The sequence below is a fragment of the Pseudomonas sp. S10E 269 genome, assembly GCF_002798465.1.
Lineage (GTDB): Bacteria > Pseudomonadota > Gammaproteobacteria > Pseudomonadales > Pseudomonadaceae > Aquipseudomonas > Aquipseudomonas pergaminensis.
This window is the reverse complement of sequence record NZ_PHIJ01000001.1, coordinates 4,934,918-4,951,670: the sequence shown is the minus strand read 5'-3', so window position 1 is coordinate 4,951,670 and position 16,753 is coordinate 4,934,918. Positions and strand designations below refer to the sequence as shown.

Sequence of the window (16,753 nt, the reverse complement as noted above, 5' to 3'; positions counted from 1 at the left end):
TTGAAACCTCTAGATTATTCCTGGATCACGTCGGCACCCTTGGGGATGTCGAACTTGAACTTGGATGCCGGTACCGGCTGGTTGGCCTTGACCCCGGAGAACAGGATATCGGTGCGCTGGCCGACACTGTCGACCAGGCGCATGTTGTTGATCACGCCGTTGCCAAACGACAGGGACAGCGTGTCGAACAGCGTGTCCTTGGATTTGGGCTTGAGGGTGAACTCGATCACGTTGCTGGTCTGCTTGGAGGTGATGTCGAAGCTGTCGTTGATTTTCGACACATCACCCGACAGCAGCAGGGCCGGGGTCTGGTTCAGGCGCGGGTCGAGCTTCTTGATGGTTGCCTGTTCCAAATCCGGGTCCCACAGGGTGACCTTCTGGCCATCAGACACGATGGTCTGCTCAGACTTGCCTTCGGTGTGCCAGTAGAACAGTCCAGGGCGCTGCACGGCCATTTCGCCGGCAGTTTCCTGCAACTGGGTGCCACCGGCATCCAGGGTCAGCTGGGAAAAGCGCGCGGTCAGGGTCTGGGATTTGTCCAGCAGGTTCTTCAAGCTGGCGACGGAGGCCGGGTCAGCATGGGCCGAAACAGCGGTCAGGGCCAGTGCCGGCAACAACAGCATGCGGATAAGACGCATGGGAGTCCTCATTGAGTGGTCGGGGCGCGCCGCGTGCTGCCACGCGGCGCGGAATCAGTCGCGCATCTGCCCGGGGGCAATGACTTCGCGCGAGCCGTTGGTGTTCATTGCGGTGACGACGCCGGCCATTTCCATGGCTTCGATCATGCGGGCGGCGCGGTTGTAGCCGATCTTCAGCTTGCGCTGCACCGCCGAGATGGAGGCGCGACGGCTTTCCAGTACAAAAGCCACGGCCTCGTCGTACAGCGCGTCGGTTTCGGCATCATCGTCGCCACCGCTGCCGCCGCCGTCGAAGCCACTGCCGGCTTCTTCCACACCGGCCAGAATGTCGTCGTTGTATTCCGGCGCGCCGCGCAGCTTCCAGGCTTCCACCACACGGTGGACTTCATCGTCGGAAACAAAGGCGCCGTGAACCCGGATCGGCAGGCTGGTGCCCGGCGGCATATAGAGCATGTCGCCGTGGCCGAGCAGCTGTTCGGCGCCGCCCTGGTCGATGATGGTCCGCGAGTCGATCTTGCTCGACACCTGGAACGCCATGCGGGTCGGGATGTTGGCCTTGATCAGGCCGGTGATCACGTCCACCGACGGACGCTGGGTGGCGAGGATCAAGTGAATACCGGCGGCACGGGCCTTCTGGGCGATACGGGCGATCAGTTCTTCGACCTTCTTGCCGACGATCATCATCATGTCGGCGAATTCGTCGACCACCACCACGATGGTCGGCAGCTTGCTCAGCAGCGGCGCTTCGTCGTGAATGCTTTCGCGCTTGTACAACGGGTCGGTCAGCGGTGTGCCGGCGTCCTGGGCTTCCTTGACCTTGGCGTTGAAGCCCGACAGGTTACGCACGCCCATCTTCGCCATCAGTTTGTAGCGGCGCTCCATCTCGGCGACGCTCCAGCGCAGGGCGTTGGCGGCGTCCTTCATGTCGGTGACCACCGGGCACAGCAAGTGCGGAATGCCCTCGTAGATCGACAGTTCGAGCATCTTCGGGTCGATCATGATCAGCTTGGCGTCTTCCGGGCCGGACTTGAACAGGATCGACAGGATCATCGCGTTCACACCCACCGACTTACCGGAACCGGTGGTACCGGCCACCAGCAAGTGGGGCATCTTCGCCAGGTCGGTGATCACCGGCTTGCCGCCGATGTCGTGACCCAGGGCCAGGGTGACCGGCGACTTGAAGTTGTCGTACTCAGGGGTCGACAGCACTTCGGAGAAGCGCACGATCTGGCGGTCTTCGTTGGGAATCTCGATGCCCACGGTGGTCTTGCCGGGAATCACTTCCACGACACGCACACTGGTCACGGCCAGGGAACGGGCCAAATCCTTCGCCAGGTTGGCGATACGGCTGACCTTAACGCCGGCAGCCGGCTGGATTTCGTAACGGGTGATCACCGGGCCGGGGTGGATGGAATCCACCGAGACTTCGACGCCGAATTCCTTGAGCTTGATTTCCAGCAGGTGGCCGACGGCCGCCAGGGATTCAGGCGAATAGTTGAGTTGTTTCTTTTCGGCCGGGTCGAGGATCGAGATCGGCGGCAAGGTGCCTTCGACGGCGCTGTCGACGAACAGCGGCGCCTGTTTCTCTTTCTGAACGCGATGGCTCGGTTCGGCTGGCTTGGGCGGCGCGGGGGCAATGACAGGCGGCACCTGCTTCTCGCGGTCCGACATGTGCTTGCTCAGCGCCTGCTCGCGCTCGATCAGGCGCTCCTTGACCTTGGCCTGCTCGCGCCGGTCCGGTGTGCTCGGGGCCACTACTTCGTTGACACGGGTATCGACTTCACGCAACTGGGCGACCATGCGCTTGCGGTCGACACGGGCAGCCCACCAGCGGTTGGCGGCGCCCTGGAACAGTTCCAACAGGTCGAGGGTGATCTTGCCGGTCACGTCCATCACCTTGAACCAGGACAGGTCGGTGAACACGGTGAGGCCGAACAGGAACAGCGCGATGAACATCAAGGTGCTGCCCTGGATATTCAGGGTCTTGCGCGCCAGGTCGCCGAGGCTTTCGCCCAGCGCCCCGCCCGCGCCCGCTGGCAAGCCAGTCGGCGCATGGAAATGGATATGGGCCAGGGCCGCGCCGGACAGCACCAGGAACACCAGGCCGATCAGGCGCCATGAAAACAGCCAGCCGCTCCACTGCCACGGCTCGTGGCGCTGGCGGAAGATCTGCCAGGTTTTGATCGCCAGCAGCAACGGGAAGATATAGGCGAAGTAACCCAGCACCATGAACAGGATATCGGCGCTGTAGGAACCGGCAGGCCCGCCGAAGTTCTGCACGTCTTCGATCTTGCTGTTGTGGCTCCAGCCCGGATCGTCCTTGCCATACGTCAGCAAGGCCATCATCAGGAACAGGCACAGGGCGCCGATCGCGATCAGCGCGCCTTCCTTGAGACGATAATGCAGGTGCTGGCGCCAGGCCGGCACGACTGCTGCTTTAGGTGTTGCGGCGGATTTCTTCAAAACGGGTCTTTTCCTGCGCCTTTAGCGCGTCCATCTGTTGAATGACTGCAAATACTGCCCAATCCGAGCAGCTGAAAAATGAACGAGCGTCGTTGAATCTACTTTTAACACTGGGCGATTGCTGGATGAAATGGCGATAACGCCACAATGGCCGCATTGTACGGGTTTGTGCCCCTGATGCCACGCCACTTGGCGTTCTTCAAGCAGCATCGCCAGTGGTGTGTCACAAGATGTTCAATTTGAGCATGCATTGTCTTTGCTGACAAAGGCTTATGAGCTGTTTTTACTCATCCAGGCAAGCTTGGCAAAAGGCCTGCATGGCCTAGCCCCGATTACGACCACGCCTGATGCACAGAGTTGCAGAAACACCTGCTCACGCTAATCCACTCCAACGGCCGATTCGGGCTGGCCCCATGGCGCCATGTCGACAATAATCAGCACTGCGCACGCAGGTGTCATACCTGCCACTCCCCTCCCCTTCCGTAAGCCTGGATGCCATGCTGACCTGGTTACAACGCGATTCACTCACATTCCCTCCATTGGCCAAGGCCATGCGCGAACCCAATGGCTTGCTGGCCGCCGGTGGCGATCTTTCGGCCGAGCGGCTGATCCAGGCCTACCGCCATGGCTGCTTTCCCTGGTTCTCGGAGGGTCAGCCGATCCTCTGGTGGTCGCCCGACCCGCGCACCGTGATATTCCCCGACGAACTGCATGTATCGCGCAGCCTGGCCAAACTGTTGCGCCAGCAGCGCTACAGCGTGACCTTCGACAGGGACTTTGCCGCCGTCATCCAGGCCTGCGCAGCACCGCGTGCCTATGCCGATGGCACCTGGATTACCGATAGCATCCAGGGCGCCTATCTGGAGCTGCACCAGCGCGGTTATGCGCACTCGGTAGAGGTCTGGGACGACGGCGAACTGGTAGGTGGCCTGTATGGCCTGGCGATGGGCCAGCTGTTTTTTGGCGAATCCATGTTCAGCCATGCCGACAACGCCTCGAAATTCGGCTTTGCCACATTGACCCGTCAATTGCAGGCCTGGGGTTTTGTACTGATCGACTGCCAGATGCCCAACGATCACCTGCACAGCCTGGGTGCCCGCGCCATATCCCGCAGCGACTTCGCAGGTTTCCTGCGCGACCATCTGGACCAGCCCAACGCTAGACCGTGGGTTTCCTAGGCGACTTCCGCGCTCCTGGCTTACACTTATTTCAAAGCTTACCCGAGGGTTGATCATGACCGAGTTGGCGCGTTTGAAGTTTTATGCCACTCAACCCCACTCTTGCAGCTATCTGCCCGACGAGCAGGCCACCACGCTGTTCCTCGACCCCAGCCAGCCGATGGACGTGCATGTGTATGCCGACCTGTCGGAGATGGGCTTTCGGCGCAGCGGCGATCACTTGTACCGGCCTCACTGCCAGAACTGCAATGCCTGCGTACCGGCACGCATCCCCGTGGCGCAGTTTCTGCCGGACCGCAACCAGAAGCGCATCCTCAAACGCAACGCCGACCTGACGGTGACGCCGGCCAAGCCACGCTTCACCGAAGAATACTTCGACCTCTACCAGCGCTATATCGAGGAACGGCACGCCGACGGCGATATGTTCCCGCCCAGTCGCGACCAGTTTTCCACGTTCCTGGTGCGCGACCTGCCCTTCTCGCGCTTCTACGAGTTTCGTGCAGACGGTCGATTGGTGGCCGTCGCCGTGACCGACCTGCTGCCTAACGGGCTGTCGGCGGTGTACACCTTCTATGAGCCCACCGAAGAACGTCGCAGCCTGGGACGCTTCGCGATCCTCTGGCAGATTGGCGAAGCACTGCGCCTGGAACTGGAGGCGGTGTACCTCGGATACTGGATCAAGAACTGCAAAAAGATGAATTACAAGACCCAATATCGGCCCATCGAACTGCTGATTAATCAAAGATGGGTCACGCTTAACTAGAACCCCTTGGCTTGAACACCCTTTTTCGGGCACAATGCACGCCGCTTTTGCCTGGCGCAGTTGCACCGGGCCATTCACTGGATACCGAGGGCTTTACTGCATGTCGAAAGAAGACAGCTTCGAAATGGAAGGCACTGTCGTCGACACCCTGCCCAACACCATGTTTCGTGTGGAGTTGGAAAATGGGCACGTCGTAACCGCGCATATCTCCGGCAAGATGCGCAAGAACTACATTCGTATTCTTACCGGTGACAAAGTGCGCGTCGAGCTCACGCCCTATGACTTGAGCAAAGGGCGCATCACTTACCGCGCTCGCTAAGCAAGTCAATACAAAACGCCCGGTTATGCCGGGCGTTTTTGTGTGTGCGCCATTTAACAGTCGCCACTTGACCCTGTGGGAGCTGGCTTGCCTGCTCCCACAGTTGATCTTCACCGGTCGACAGATAGCGACCCACCCATTTATCCACGCAGCAAAAAGGCGCCTTTCGGCGCCTTTTGCTTTGTTGCGGTCAGCTATCAGGCCATTTCAGCCGTGGTTTCGAACTCGAAGGTCAGCTCGCCGTCCTTCAGGTCGATGTGCACCACGCCACCATGGTCGGAGAGTTCGCCGAACAGGATCTCTTCGGCCAATGGCCGCTTGATCTTGTCCTGGATCAGACGTGCCATTGGGCGAGCGCCCATCGCTGCGTCGTAGCCACCCTCTGCCAGCCAGTTGCGCGCCGCGTCCGTTACGTCCAGCTGCACGCGCTTGTCTTCCAACTGCGCCTGAAGCTCGGTAAGGAACTTGTCCACCACGCTTTTGATGACCTCATGGCTGAGGCGACCAAACTGGATAATGGTATCCAGGCGGTTACGGAACTCCGGCGTGAAGCTCTTCTTGATCACTTCCATGGCATCAGACGAGTGATCCTGATGCGCGAAGCCGATAGAAGCCCGCGCGGCCGTTTCGGCACCGGCGTTGGTGGTCATGATCACGATCACGTTGCGGAAGTCCGCCTTGCGCCCGTTGTTGTCGGTCAGGGTGCCGTGGTCCATCACCTGCAGCAGCAGGTTAAAGACTTCAGGGTGGGCCTTCTCGATTTCATCGAGCAGCAATACGCAATGCGGCTGCTTGGTGATCGCCTCGGTCAACAGGCCGCCCTGGTCGAAACCGACATAGCCCGGAGGCGCACCGATCAGGCGCGACACGGTGTGGCGCTCCATGTACTCGGACATGTCGAACCGCACCAGCTCAATACCCATGGCCTTGGCCAACTGCCGCGCCGCCTCGGTCTTGCCGACACCGGTCGGGCCGGCGAACAGGAACGAACCAACAGGCTTATCCGGCGACTTGAGGCCCGCACGCGACAGCTTGATCGCAGTGGACAGTGAGTCGATGGCAGCATCCTGGCCGAACACGGTGAGCTTGAGGTCGCGCTCCAGGTTACGCAGCAGCTCCTTGTCGGAACTGGTGACGTGTTTTGGCGGAATCCGCGCAATCTTCGCCACGATGTCCTCGACCTGAGGCACGTCGATGCGTTTGACCCGCTTCTCGACCGGCTGCAGGCGCTGATAGGCGCCTGCCTCGTCGATCACGTCGATGGCTTTGTCAGGCATGTGGCGATCGTTGATGTAGCGTGACGCCAGCTCGGCGGCTGAACGCAAGGCCTCATCGGTGTACTCGATGCCGTGGTGCGCTTCAAAACGCCCCTTGAGCCCGCGCAGGATGCCGATGGTGTCTTCAACCGAAGGCTCGGACACGTCGACCTTCTGGAAGCGCCGCGCCAAGGCACGATCTTTCTCGAAGATGCCACGGAATTCCTGGAACGTTGTGGAACCGATGCAGCGGATATCACCCGACGACAGCAGCGGCTTGAGCAGGTTGGAGGCGTCCATCACCCCACCGGATGCCGCACCGGCACCAATGATGGTGTGGATTTCGTCGATGAAGAGGATCGCCTGCGGGCGTTTTTTCAGTTCGCCAAGCAACGCCTTGAAGCGCTTCTCGAAATCGCCACGGTACTTGGTCCCGGCGAGCAAGGCGCCCAGGTCCAGGGAGTAGACGACGCTGTTGGCCAGCAGGTCCGGGACCTGGTTATCGACGATACGCTTGGCCAGGCCCTCGGCGATCGCGGTCTTGCCCACGCCCGCCTCACCCACCAGCAACGGGTTGTTCTTGCGACGGCGTGCAAGGATCTGCGCTACACGCTCAACTTCAAGCTCACGCCCCACCAGCGGATCGATCCGCCCTTGGCGCGCCAGTTCATTGAGGTTGCTGGCATAGGCATCCAGTGGATTGCCCGAAGAAGAAGACTCACCGCCCTCGTCGTCCTGCATATCCTGCTCACCCTCGGAATGATCGCCGTGCCCAGGCACCTTGGAGATACCATGGGCGATGTAGTTGACGACATCGATACGGGCAACGCTCTGCTGTTTAAGCAGGAACACTGCCTGGCTTTCCTGTTCGCTGAAAATCGCCACAAGCACATTAGCGCCCGTGACCTCACGCTTACCGGAGCTCTGAACGTGGAAAACAGCACGCTGCAATACCCGCTGGAAGCCCAGGGTTGGCTGGGTCTCACGGTCCTCGTCGTGCACGGGGATCAGTGGCGTGGTGGAGTCGATAAACTCCTGCAGGTCGTGCTTGAGTTTGTCGAGGTTGGCGCCGCACGCACGTAGAACGGTGGCGGCAGCTTCGTTATCCAAAAGTGCCAGCAGCAGGTGTTCGACGGTCATGAATTCATGACGCTTCGAACGGGCCTCCTTGAAGGCAAGATTGAGGGTGACTTCGAGCTCGCGGTTTAACATAGCTTCACCTCATACCCAAGTGGTCGGCGTTAACCGTCCTTCTCGATTTCACAGAGTAGCGGATGCTGGCTTTCCCTGGCGTACTGGTTGACCTGCATGGCCTTTGTCTCGGCGATGTCGCGGGTAAACACTCCACATACTGCCCGTCCTTCTGTGTGAACGGCCAGCATTACCTTGGTCGCCAACTCGCGGTTCAGGTTAAAAAACACCTCGAGCACTTCGACCACGAAATCCATCGGTGTGTAGTCATCATTGAACAAAACCACCTTGTACATCGGCGGCGCCTGGAGAGCAGGCTTGGCCTCCTGAACAGCAATGCCTGCAGAACCGTCGTCATCATGTTCCTGATCCGGTCGATCCTGATTGAATGTTAGTCGAATCTGGCTGTTTGCATGCATGGAAAGAAAGGTTCGTCAGTGGTTCAAATACAGTGGTGGGGGCGACCTGTCAGAATTTCAACTCCTGACTGATCGGTCGCCTTGACTATCGGCGAAACGGTGTTACAACCAATAGAACCCACAGTGGGTAAAAAAGGTCCGCGCAGTCAACCTTATTTATTCGGGTTAGGACGGATAAACTGGATGATACTCCAGTGATGGAGTCTGGTGCAGAGGGATATGGGCATGGCAAGCGGTAAGGTCAAGTGGTTCAACAATGCCAAAGGGTACGGCTTCATTAATGAAGACGGCAAGGATGAAGACCTTTTTGCGCATTACTCAGCGATCAAAATGGAAGGTTATAAAACGCTGAAGGCGGGGCAGCCGGTCTCCTTTGACATTATTCAGGGGCCCAAAGGCAAGCACGCAGTCGAAATCAGTGCGCCAGTCACCATCGGCACAGCCAAAGAGGGCGTCGCTCAAAAATCAAAAGAGCAATTAGCCTAATCGGCCACCGAGCAGGCGCCCAATAAAAAACCGACCATTCCATTGACGGTATGGCCGGTTTTTTTACCCCCGTCGCTTACATGTGCGAGATCAGCGCATCACCGAAGCCAGACGAAGACACCAGGGTGGCACCGTCCATCAGACGCTCGAAGTCATAGGTCACAGTCTTGGCAGAAATCGCGCCATTGGTGCCCTTGATGATCAAATCCGCCGCCTCGGTCCAACCCATGTGACGCAACATCATCTCGGCTGACAGAATCAACGAACCCGGGTTGACCTGATCCTTGCCCGCATATTTAGGCGCAGTACCGTGGGTCGCTTCGAACATCGCCACGGTGTCCGACAGGTTGGCACCCGGCGCAATACCGATGCCGCCCACTTCCGCCGCCAGGGCGTCAGACAGGTAGTCGCCGTTCAGGTTGAGGGTGGCGATCACGTCATACTCGGCCGGACGCAACAGAATCTGCTGGAGCATGGCGTCGGCAATGGCGTCCTTGACCACCACATTCTTGCCGGTCTTAGGGTTCTTGAACTGCATCCACGGGCCGCCGTCGAGCAGTGTGGCACCAAATTCTTCGGCCGCCACTTCGTAGGCCCATTCCTTGAAGGCACCTTCGGTGAACTTCATGATGTTGCCTTTGTGCACGATGGTCAGTGAGTCGCGGTCGTTATCCACTACATATTGCAGGGCTTTACGCGCCAGGCGCTTGGTCCCTTCCTTGGAGACCGGCTTCACGCCAATCCCGCAATCCTGGTCGAAACGAATCTTGGTGACGCCCATTTCCTCTTTAAGGAACTTGATTACCTTGATCGCTTCGGGCGAACCGGCCTTCCATTCGATCCCAGCATAAATGTCTTCTGAGTTTTCACGGAAAATGGTCATGTCCACGTCGCCAGGCTTCTTGACCGGGCTGGGCACGCCTTCGAACCAGCGCACCGGGCGCAGGCATACATAGAGGTCGAGTTGTTGACGCAGGGCCACGTTCAACGAACGGATGCCGCCACCGACCGGCGTGGTCAGCGGGCCCTTGATGGACACCACGTAATCCTTGACCGCGTCCAGGGTTTCCTGGGGCAGCCAGGTGTCCTGGTCGTAGACTTGAGTCGCTTTCTCGCCGGCATAAACCTCCATCCACGAGATTTTGCGCTTGCCGCCGTAGGCCTTTTCAACAGCTGCGTCGACCACCTTGATCATCACAGGGCTGATGTCGACGCCGATACCGTCACCTTCGATGTAAGGGATGATCGGTTGGTCAGGAACATTGAGAGAATGGTCTGCATTGACGGTGATTTTGTCGCCGACTGCCGGAACCTGAATCTTCTTGTATCCCATGCTGAACTCCATCTATGGATTGAACATCTGGCTGCGTTCGAGCCTACTCCAGATAAATGGCGACTGAAACCTCACGCCATGCTCATTTGCCTCGAAAACAGCATAATTTGTCGCCTACAAGCCTGAAAGCAAAGGCAAAATCGCCAATCTTGAGCACATCGTGCGACTTTGGTCGCAACCTGGGCCCTGCGACCTTTAGACCAATGGACGACACACCTTTTGTATGAAGGCTCGGCGTAAGCATAGCGACCTATGTATAATGCCGCCGCTGACCAAAGAGTCACGACGGCCGACCGCTCTATAACAGTGCCCTCCGCCAGAAAAGCCGGACTAAACAATAGTCCACCCGCTTGACGCTCGACTGATGCAACCCAACATCACCGCGAAGAAACCTCGACATTTCGCTCATGGATGACTTTGAACGAACGCGCTCCACCCGGCGCATCTCGAGTTTCTGCGCACGCTTTCAGCAAAGAAGAGAGTTAATCCGAATATGCCCACCCGCTCGAAGATCATCTACACCTTCACCGACGAAGCCCCAGCCCTCGCCACCTATTCATTGCTGCCTATCGTAGAGGCCTTCACCGCTTCCGCTGATATTGCCGTGGAAACCCGCGACATCTCCCTCGCCGCGCGCATCCTCGCAAGCTTCCCCGAGCAACTGGGCACCAAGGCTATCCCGGACCACCTCGCCGAACTGGGCGACCTGGCCGTTACGCCTGAAGCCAACATCATCAAACTGCCTAACATCAGTGCCTCGACCCCGCAACTGCAAGCCGCGATCAAGGAACTGCAGGCCCAGGGCTATGCCCTGCCGGACTACCCGGAAACCGTAACCACCGACGCGGAAAAAGAAACCCGTGCACGTTACGACAAGGTCAAGGGCAGCGCCGTAAACCCGGTACTGCGCGAAGGCAACTCCGACCGCCGCGCACCGCTGTCGGTCAAGAACTACGCACGCAAGCACCCGCACAAGATGGGCGCCTGGGCTGCCGACTCCAAGTCGCACATCGCCCACATGAGCAACGGCGACTTCTACGGCAGCGAAAAAGCCGTGCAGATCGAAGCCGCTGATGCTGTCAAAATCGAGCTGATTGCGCAGGATGGCACCGCCACCGTCCTGAAGGAAAAGACCTCGGTACAGGCCGGCGAAATCATCGACACCGCCGTACTGAGCAAGAAAGCCCTGCGCGCATTCATCGCCGCTGAAATCGAAGACGCCAAGCAACAAGGCGTGCTGCTGTCGGTTCACCTGAAAGCCACCATGATGAAGGTCTCCGACCCGATCATGTTCGGCCAGATCGTTGCCGAGTTCTACAAAGACGCCCTGACCAAGCACGCCACCGTGCTGGAACAGATCGGCTTCAACCTGAACAACGGCATCGGCGACCTGTACGCTCGCATCAAGGCCCTGCCGGCCGAGCAGCAAGCGCAGATCGAAGCGGACATCCAGGCGGTCTACGCCGCTCGCCCTTCCCTGGCGATGGTCAACTCCGACAAAGGCATCACCAACCTGCACGTGCCGAGCGACGTAATCGTCGACGCCTCGATGCCAGCCATGATCCGTGACTCCGGCAAGATGTGGGGCACCGACGGCCAGCTGCACGACACCAAGGCCGTGATCCCGGATCGCTGCTACGCCACCATCTACCAGGCAGTCATCGAAGACTGCAAGGCCAATGGCGCCTTCGACCCAACCACCATGGGCAGCGTGCCAAACGTCGGCCTGATGGCGAAGAAAGCCGAAGAGTACGGCTCCCACGACAAGACCTTCCAGATCAAGGCTGACGGCGTAGTCCGCGTCACCGACAGCAAGGGCAACCTGCTGATGGAACAGAAAGTCGAAGCCGGCGATATCTTCCGCATGTGCCAGACCAAAGACGCGCCGATCCAGGACTGGGTCAAACTGGCCGTCAACCGTGCCCGCGCCAGCAACACCCCGGCCATTTTCTGGCTGGACCCTAAACGTGCGCACGACGGCGTCGTGGTCGAGAAGGTCCAGGCTTACCTGAAAGACCACAACACCGAAGGCCTGGACATCCGCATCATGTCGCCGGTCGACGCGATGAAGTTCACCCTGGAGCGCACCCGCAAGGGCCTGGACACCATCTCGGTGACCGGTAACGTGCTGCGTGACTACCTGACCGACCTGTTCCCGATCATGGAACTGGGCACCAGCGCCAAGATGCTGTCGATCGTGCCGCTGATGAACGGCGGTGGCCTGTTCGAAACCGGCGCCGGCGGCTCGGCTCCAAAGCACGTGCAGCAATTGGTTGAAGAAAACTTCCTGCGCTGGGATTCCTTGGGCGAGTTCCTGGCCCTGGCCGCGTCCCTTGAGCATTTGGGTGTGACGTACAACAACCCGAAAGCCCTGGTACTGTCCAAGACCCTGGACCAGGCCACCGGCCAGTTCCTCGACAACAACAAGTCGCCATCGCGCAAAGTCGGCAACATCGACAACCGCGGCAGCCACTTCTACCTGGCGCTGTACTGGGCCCAAGCCCTGGCCGCCCAGACCGAAGACACTGCACTGCAAGCGCAATTTGGCGAACTGGCCAAGACCCTGACCGAGAACGAAGCAACCATCGTTGCCGAACTCAACGCCGTACAGGGCAAGCCAGTGGACATCGGCGGCTACTACGCGCCGAACCCAGAGCTGACCAGCAAGGCCATGCGCCCAAGCAACACCCTTAACGCGGCAATTGCCAAGTTGAAGTAAGGTTGTAAGGCTGCAAAAAAGCCCCGGCCCTGTGCCGGGGTTTCTGTTTTTACTCTTTAACTGAAAAAACTGAATCAAAATGTGGGAGCGGACTTGCTCGCGAATGCGGTGGGTCAGCCTACACCTGCAGCGACTGACACCCTGCATTCGCGAGCAAGCCCGCTCCCACATTGACTGCAATCCTGCCCAAAGACCGCGTCGCATTCTTCATTGAGGCTTTCCATGACCTGGCAACCCCACATCACTGTCGCCACCATCGTCGAAGACAACGGCCGCTTCCTGATGGTCGAAGAGCTCAAAGGCGGTCGCGCCGTGCTCAATCAGCCTGCCGGCCACCTCGACCCGGATGAAACCCTCATCCAAGCCGCGGTTCGCGAAACCCTCGAAGAAACCGGCTGGGACGTCGAAGCCAGCGGCATCGTCGGCATCTACCTGTACACCGCCCCCAGCAATGGCGTGACCTACCAGCGTGTGTGCTTCATCGCCAAAGCCCTGAAACACCACCCTGACTATCAACTCGACGAAGGGATCCTGCGTGCCCGCTGGCTGACCCGCGACGAACTGATGGACCTGCGCGACGACTGGCGCAGCGAGCTGATCATCCGCTGTATCGATGATTATCTGGCCGGCCACTGCCACAGTCTCGAATTGATCCGCCCTTCTCTTTAGCCTTGAAGGCCTGAGCCTGATAGAATCGCGTCCTTTTTCAAGACACCCGTTGAAACCCTATGCGTGATCCAGCCCCTTCTGACACACAAAAGAAGCGCGTCATCGTCGGCATGTCCGGCGGCGTGGATTCTTCCGTTTCCGCCGTTCTGCTCATGGAGCAGGGTTATGAGGTGGAAGGCCTGTTCATGAAGAACTGGGAAGAAGACGATGGAACGGAATATTGCACCGCGATGGACGACCTGGCAGACGCCCAGGCCGTGTGCGACAAGATTGGCATCAAGCTGCACACCGCCAACTTCGCCGCCGAGTACTGGGACAACGTGTTCGAGCACTTCCTGGCCGAATACAAGGCCGGCCGCACGCCGAACCCGGATATCCTGTGCAACCGCGAGATCAAGTTCAAGGCGTTCCTCGACTACGCCATGATGCTCGGCGCCGACCTGATCGCCACTGGCCACTACGTGCGCCGCCGCGATATCGATGGCCGCACCGAGCTGCTCAAGGGCCTGGACCCGAACAAGGACCAGAGCTACTTCCTGCACGCCGTCGGCGGTGAACAGATCGCCAAGACCCTGTTCCCGGTGGGTGAGCTGGAAAAACCCGAAGTGCGCAGGATCGCCGAGAAACACGGCCTGGCCACCGCCAAGAAGAAGGATTCCACCGGGATCTGCTTTATCGGCGAGCGCCGCTTCAGCGACTTCCTCAAACAATACCTGCCGGCACAACCGGGCGAGATAAAGACCACTGAAGGTGAAGTCATCGGCCGCCACCATGGCCTGATGTACCACACCATCGGCCAGCGCCAGGGCCTGGGCATCGGCGGCTTGAAAGACGCCGGCGAAGAGCCCTGGTACGTGCTGGTCAAGGACCTGGAGCACAACGTGCTGATCGTCGGCCAGGGCAACGAACATCCGCTGCTGTTCTCCGGCGCCCTGCTCGCCTCCGAGATCTATTGGGTCAACCCGATCGACCTGAGCACGCCGCGTCGCCTGACCGCCAAAGTGCGCTATCGCCAGGGCGACCAGCCCTGCACCCTGGAAAAAACCGCCACCGGCTACCGCGCCACCTTCGATGACCCGCAACGCGCGGTCACCCCTGGCCAGTCCGTGGTGTTCTATGACGGTGAAATCTGCCTGGGCGGCGGCGTCATTGAAGTGGCCGAAGCCTGGAGCAACCCGGCATGAGCCCGACCCAGGAGCAATTGACGGCACTCGGCGGGGTATTCCTCGCCGCGGTGCTGGTGGACAAGATCGCCAAGACCGGCCAGGTCACCGAGGCGGGCCTGACCTGCATGCTCGGCAGCCTGCTGATCCGCGACCCCAAGGACACCCTGGAGGTCTACGGGGGCGACGACCTCGCGCTGCGTGAAGGCTACCGCGCGCTGATCGGCGCACTGGAACGCGACCCCAGCACCCTGCAGCGCGAGCCGCTGCGCTACGCCCTGTCGATGCTCGGCCTGGAGCGTCAACTGGCCAAGCGTGACGACATGCTGGAGGTCATCGGCAAGCGTCTGCCGCAGATCCAGTCCCAAGTGGAACACTTCGGCCCGGCCCACGAAAACGTGATCGCAGCCTGTGGCGCGCTGTACCAGGACACCTTGAGCACCTTGCGCCAGCGGATCCAGGTCCACGGCGACATGCGCAACCTGCAGCAACCGAACAACGCCTCGAAAATCCGCGCCCTGCTCCTGGCCGGTATTCGTTCGGCGCGGTTGTGGCGCCAGTTGGGCGGTCATCGTTGGCAATTGGTGATCAGCCGTCGCAAATTGCTCAAAGAGCTTTACCCGTTGATGCGCAACGAATAAGTCGCACCAGCAGGCCTTTTTCAAGCCGTTACGCGTAATACGCCGGTCAGTTGGCAACGGACCGGCGGATTTTTTCATGTATGATACGCGCCCCATTTCGTTGCCCGACTGTCCGAGAACACCCCATGCAGCTCTCTTCGCTCACTGCGGTTTCCCCTGTAGACGGCCGCTACGCCGGCAAAACCCAGGCCCTGCGCCCTATTTTCAGCGAATACGGCCTGATCCGTGCTCGTGTACTGGTTGAAGTGCGTTGGCTCCAGCGCCTGGCCGCTCACCCCGCCATCAGCGAAGTGCCGGCTTTTTCCGCCGAAGCCAACGCTGTGCTCAACACCCTGGCGGAAAACTTCTCCCTGGAGCACGCCGAGCGTGTGAAAGAGATCGAGCGCACCACCAACCACGACGTCAAAGCCATCGAATACCTGCTCAAAGAGCAAGCGGCCAAGCTGCCGGAACTGGCCCAGGTCAGCGAATTCATCCACTTTGCCTGCACCAGCGAGGACATCAACAACCTGTCCCACGCCCTGATGCTGCGCGAAGGCCGTGATGATGTGATGCTGCCGCTGATGCGCCAGACCGCCAACGCCATCCGCGAACTGGCTATCCGTTTCGCCGACGTGCCGATGCTGTCGCGCACCCACGGCCAACCGGCTTCGCCGACGACCCTGGGCAAAGAACTGGCCAACGTGGTGTACCGCCTGGAGCGCCAGATCGCTCAAGTCGCCGCCGTACCGCTGCTGGGCAAGATCAACGGCGCCGTGGGCAACTACAACGCCCACCTGTCGGCCTACCCTGAGATCGACTGGGAAGCCAACGCCCGCGCCTTCATCGAAGACGAACTGGGCTTGGGCTTCAACCCGTACACCACGCAGATCGAACCGCACGACTACATCGCCGAGCTGTTCGACGCCATTGCGCGCTTCAACACGATCCTGATCGACTTTGATCGCGATATCTGGGGCTACATCTCCCTGGGCTACTTCAAGCAGCGCACCATTGCCGGTGAAATCGGTTCGTCGACCATGCCGCACAAGGTCAACCCGATCGACTTCGAAAACTCCGAAGGCAACCTCGGCATCGCCAACGCCCTGTTCCAGCACCTGGCCAGCAAGTTGCCGATCTCCCGCTGGCAGCGCGACCTGACCGACTCCACCGTACTGCGCAACCTCGGCGTGGGTTTTGCCCATAGCGTGATCGCGTACGAAGCCAGCCTCAAAGGCATCAGCAAGCTTGAGCTCAACGAGCAGAAGATCGCCGCTGACCTGGATGCGTGCTGGGAAGTCTTGGCCGAGCCGATCCAGACCGTGATGCGTCGCTACAACATCGAAAACCCGTACGAGAAGCTGAAAGAATTGACGCGCGGCAAGGGCATCAGCCCTGAAGCACTGCAGACTTTCATCGACGGCCTGGACATGCCAGCCGCGGCCAAGGCCGAGCTGAAACTGCTCACCCCGGCCAACTACATCGGCAACGCTGTAGAGCAAGCCAAGCGCATCTGATCATCGCTCGACCCTTTGA

Annotated in this window: 14 protein-coding genes; 9 read left to right on the top strand and 5 right to left on the bottom strand. The window is 59.7% G+C overall.

All coding sequences use genetic code 11. The features are described 5' to 3' along the window. Positions 1–14: 14 nt before the first annotated feature. Positions 15–638: an outer membrane lipoprotein chaperone LolA gene (gene lolA / locus CWC48_RS23005; RefSeq protein WP_060755651.1), complete on the bottom strand. Its 624-nt coding sequence runs from the start codon at positions 636–638 to the stop codon at positions 15–17. Positions 639–692: 54 nt separating this feature from the next. Continuing rightward, on the bottom strand, positions 693–3,101 hold the full coding sequence (locus tag CWC48_RS23000; protein ID WP_100490401.1) for a DNA translocase FtsK: 2,409 nt from the start codon (positions 3,099–3,101) through the stop codon (positions 693–695). A gap of 497 nt (positions 3,102–3,598) precedes the next feature. On the opposite strand from CWC48_RS23000, the gene aat reads away from it, so the two are divergent. The 3 genes from aat to infA all read left to right on the top strand — a co-directional run bounded on the left by aat (position 3,599) and on the right by infA (position 5,361). Next, on the top strand, positions 3,599–4,279 hold the full coding sequence (gene aat, locus CWC48_RS22995) for a leucyl/phenylalanyl-tRNA--protein transferase (RefSeq protein WP_100490400.1): 681 nt from the start codon (positions 3,599–3,601) through the stop codon (positions 4,277–4,279). A 55-nt stretch (positions 4,280–4,334) separates the two neighbouring features. Then, positions 4,335–5,042 carry an arginyltransferase gene (locus tag CWC48_RS22990; protein ID WP_078049028.1) on the top strand — a complete coding sequence of 236 codons (708 nt, stop codon included), beginning with the start codon at positions 4,335–4,337 and terminating at the stop codon, positions 5,040–5,042. Between the two features lie 100 nt (positions 5,043–5,142). Next, positions 5,143–5,361 (top strand): translation initiation factor IF-1, encoded by a 219-nt coding sequence (gene infA / locus CWC48_RS22985; RefSeq protein ID WP_002553999.1) that lies wholly within the window; start codon positions 5,143–5,145, stop codon positions 5,359–5,361. 197 nt (positions 5,362–5,558) lie between these two features. Here infA and clpA read toward each other — a convergent pair whose 3' ends face one another. Both clpA and clpS read right to left on the bottom strand, forming a co-directional pair. After that, a complete protein-coding gene (clpA, locus tag CWC48_RS22980; protein WP_078049029.1) occupies positions 5,559–7,829 on the bottom strand; it encodes an ATP-dependent Clp protease ATP-binding subunit ClpA in 2,271 nt (756 codons plus the stop codon). Positions 7,830–7,858: 29 nt separating this feature from the next. Beyond that, complete coding sequence (clpS, locus tag CWC48_RS22975) at positions 7,859–8,227, bottom strand: ATP-dependent Clp protease adapter ClpS (protein WP_005789091.1); 369 nt, start codon at positions 8,225–8,227, stop codon at positions 7,859–7,861. 219 nt (positions 8,228–8,446) lie between these two features. Between clpS and cspD the strand changes: the two genes are divergently transcribed. Beyond that, the gene (gene cspD / locus CWC48_RS22970) at positions 8,447–8,713 is read left to right on the top strand and encodes a cold shock domain-containing protein CspD (RefSeq protein WP_100490399.1); all 267 of its coding nucleotides are present in this window, start codon (positions 8,447–8,449) and stop codon (positions 8,711–8,713) included. Positions 8,714–8,789: 76 nt separating this feature from the next. Here cspD and icd read toward each other — a convergent pair whose 3' ends face one another. Continuing rightward, positions 8,790–10,046 carry an NADP-dependent isocitrate dehydrogenase gene (gene icd / locus CWC48_RS22965; protein WP_028616796.1) on the bottom strand — a complete coding sequence of 419 codons (1,257 nt, stop codon included), beginning with the start codon at positions 10,044–10,046 and terminating at the stop codon, positions 8,790–8,792. A 493-nt stretch (positions 10,047–10,539) separates the two neighbouring features. Here icd and CWC48_RS22960 point away from each other — a divergent pair, with 493 nt between their 5' ends. From CWC48_RS22960 to purB, 5 genes are all read left to right on the top strand, one after another. After that, positions 10,540–12,765 carry an NADP-dependent isocitrate dehydrogenase gene (locus CWC48_RS22960; protein ID WP_078049031.1) on the top strand — a complete coding sequence of 742 codons (2,226 nt, stop codon included), beginning with the start codon at positions 10,540–10,542 and terminating at the stop codon, positions 12,763–12,765. A gap of 222 nt (positions 12,766–12,987) precedes the next feature. Then, positions 12,988–13,434, top strand: a complete 447-nt coding sequence (locus CWC48_RS22955) for an NUDIX hydrolase (protein ID WP_078049032.1) — start codon at positions 12,988–12,990, stop codon at positions 13,432–13,434. A gap of 59 nt (positions 13,435–13,493) precedes the next feature. Further along, positions 13,494–14,618: a tRNA 2-thiouridine(34) synthase MnmA gene (gene mnmA / locus CWC48_RS22950; RefSeq protein ID WP_100490398.1), complete on the top strand. Its 1,125-nt coding sequence runs from the start codon at positions 13,494–13,496 to the stop codon at positions 14,616–14,618. Then, a complete protein-coding gene (gene hflD, locus CWC48_RS22945; protein ID WP_028616800.1) occupies positions 14,615–15,238 on the top strand; it encodes a high frequency lysogenization protein HflD in 624 nt (207 codons plus the stop codon). Before mnmA ends, hflD begins: the two co-directional genes overlap by 4 nt. 125 nt (positions 15,239–15,363) lie before the next feature. Then, complete coding sequence (purB, locus tag CWC48_RS22940; RefSeq protein WP_010209589.1) at positions 15,364–16,734, top strand: adenylosuccinate lyase; 1,371 nt, start codon at positions 15,364–15,366, stop codon at positions 16,732–16,734. Positions 16,735–16,753 lie beyond the last annotated feature (19 nt).

What these genes read in the sequence shown, in the direction of transcription:
- lolA (WP_060755651.1), bottom strand. Translation starts at nt 638, where the DNA reads ATGCGTCTTATCCGCATGCTGTTGTTGCCGGCACTGGCCCTGACCGCT.
- aat (WP_100490400.1), top strand. Translation starts at nt 3,599, where the DNA reads ATGCTGACCTGGTTACAACGCGATTCACTCACATTCCCTCCATTGGCC.
- CWC48_RS22990 (WP_078049028.1), top strand. Translation starts at nt 4,335, where the DNA reads ATGACCGAGTTGGCGCGTTTGAAGTTTTATGCCACTCAACCCCACTCT.
- infA (WP_002553999.1), top strand. Translation starts at nt 5,143, where the DNA reads ATGTCGAAAGAAGACAGCTTCGAAATGGAAGGCACTGTCGTCGACACC.
- clpA (WP_078049029.1), bottom strand. Translation starts at nt 7,829, where the DNA reads ATGTTAAACCGCGAGCTCGAAGTCACCCTCAATCTTGCCTTCAAGGAG.
- clpS (WP_005789091.1), bottom strand. Translation starts at nt 8,227, where the DNA reads ATGCATGCAAACAGCCAGATTCGACTAACATTCAATCAGGATCGACCG.
- cspD (WP_100490399.1), top strand. Translation starts at nt 8,447, where the DNA reads ATGGGCATGGCAAGCGGTAAGGTCAAGTGGTTCAACAATGCCAAAGGG.
- icd (WP_028616796.1), bottom strand. Translation starts at nt 10,046, where the DNA reads ATGGGATACAAGAAGATTCAGGTTCCGGCAGTCGGCGACAAAATCACC.
- CWC48_RS22960 (WP_078049031.1), top strand. Translation starts at nt 10,540, where the DNA reads ATGCCCACCCGCTCGAAGATCATCTACACCTTCACCGACGAAGCCCCA.
- CWC48_RS22955 (WP_078049032.1), top strand. Translation starts at nt 12,988, where the DNA reads ATGACCTGGCAACCCCACATCACTGTCGCCACCATCGTCGAAGACAAC.
- mnmA (WP_100490398.1), top strand. Translation starts at nt 13,494, where the DNA reads ATGCGTGATCCAGCCCCTTCTGACACACAAAAGAAGCGCGTCATCGTC.
- hflD (WP_028616800.1), top strand. Translation starts at nt 14,615, where the DNA reads ATGAGCCCGACCCAGGAGCAATTGACGGCACTCGGCGGGGTATTCCTC.
- purB (WP_010209589.1), top strand. Translation starts at nt 15,364, where the DNA reads ATGCAGCTCTCTTCGCTCACTGCGGTTTCCCCTGTAGACGGCCGCTAC.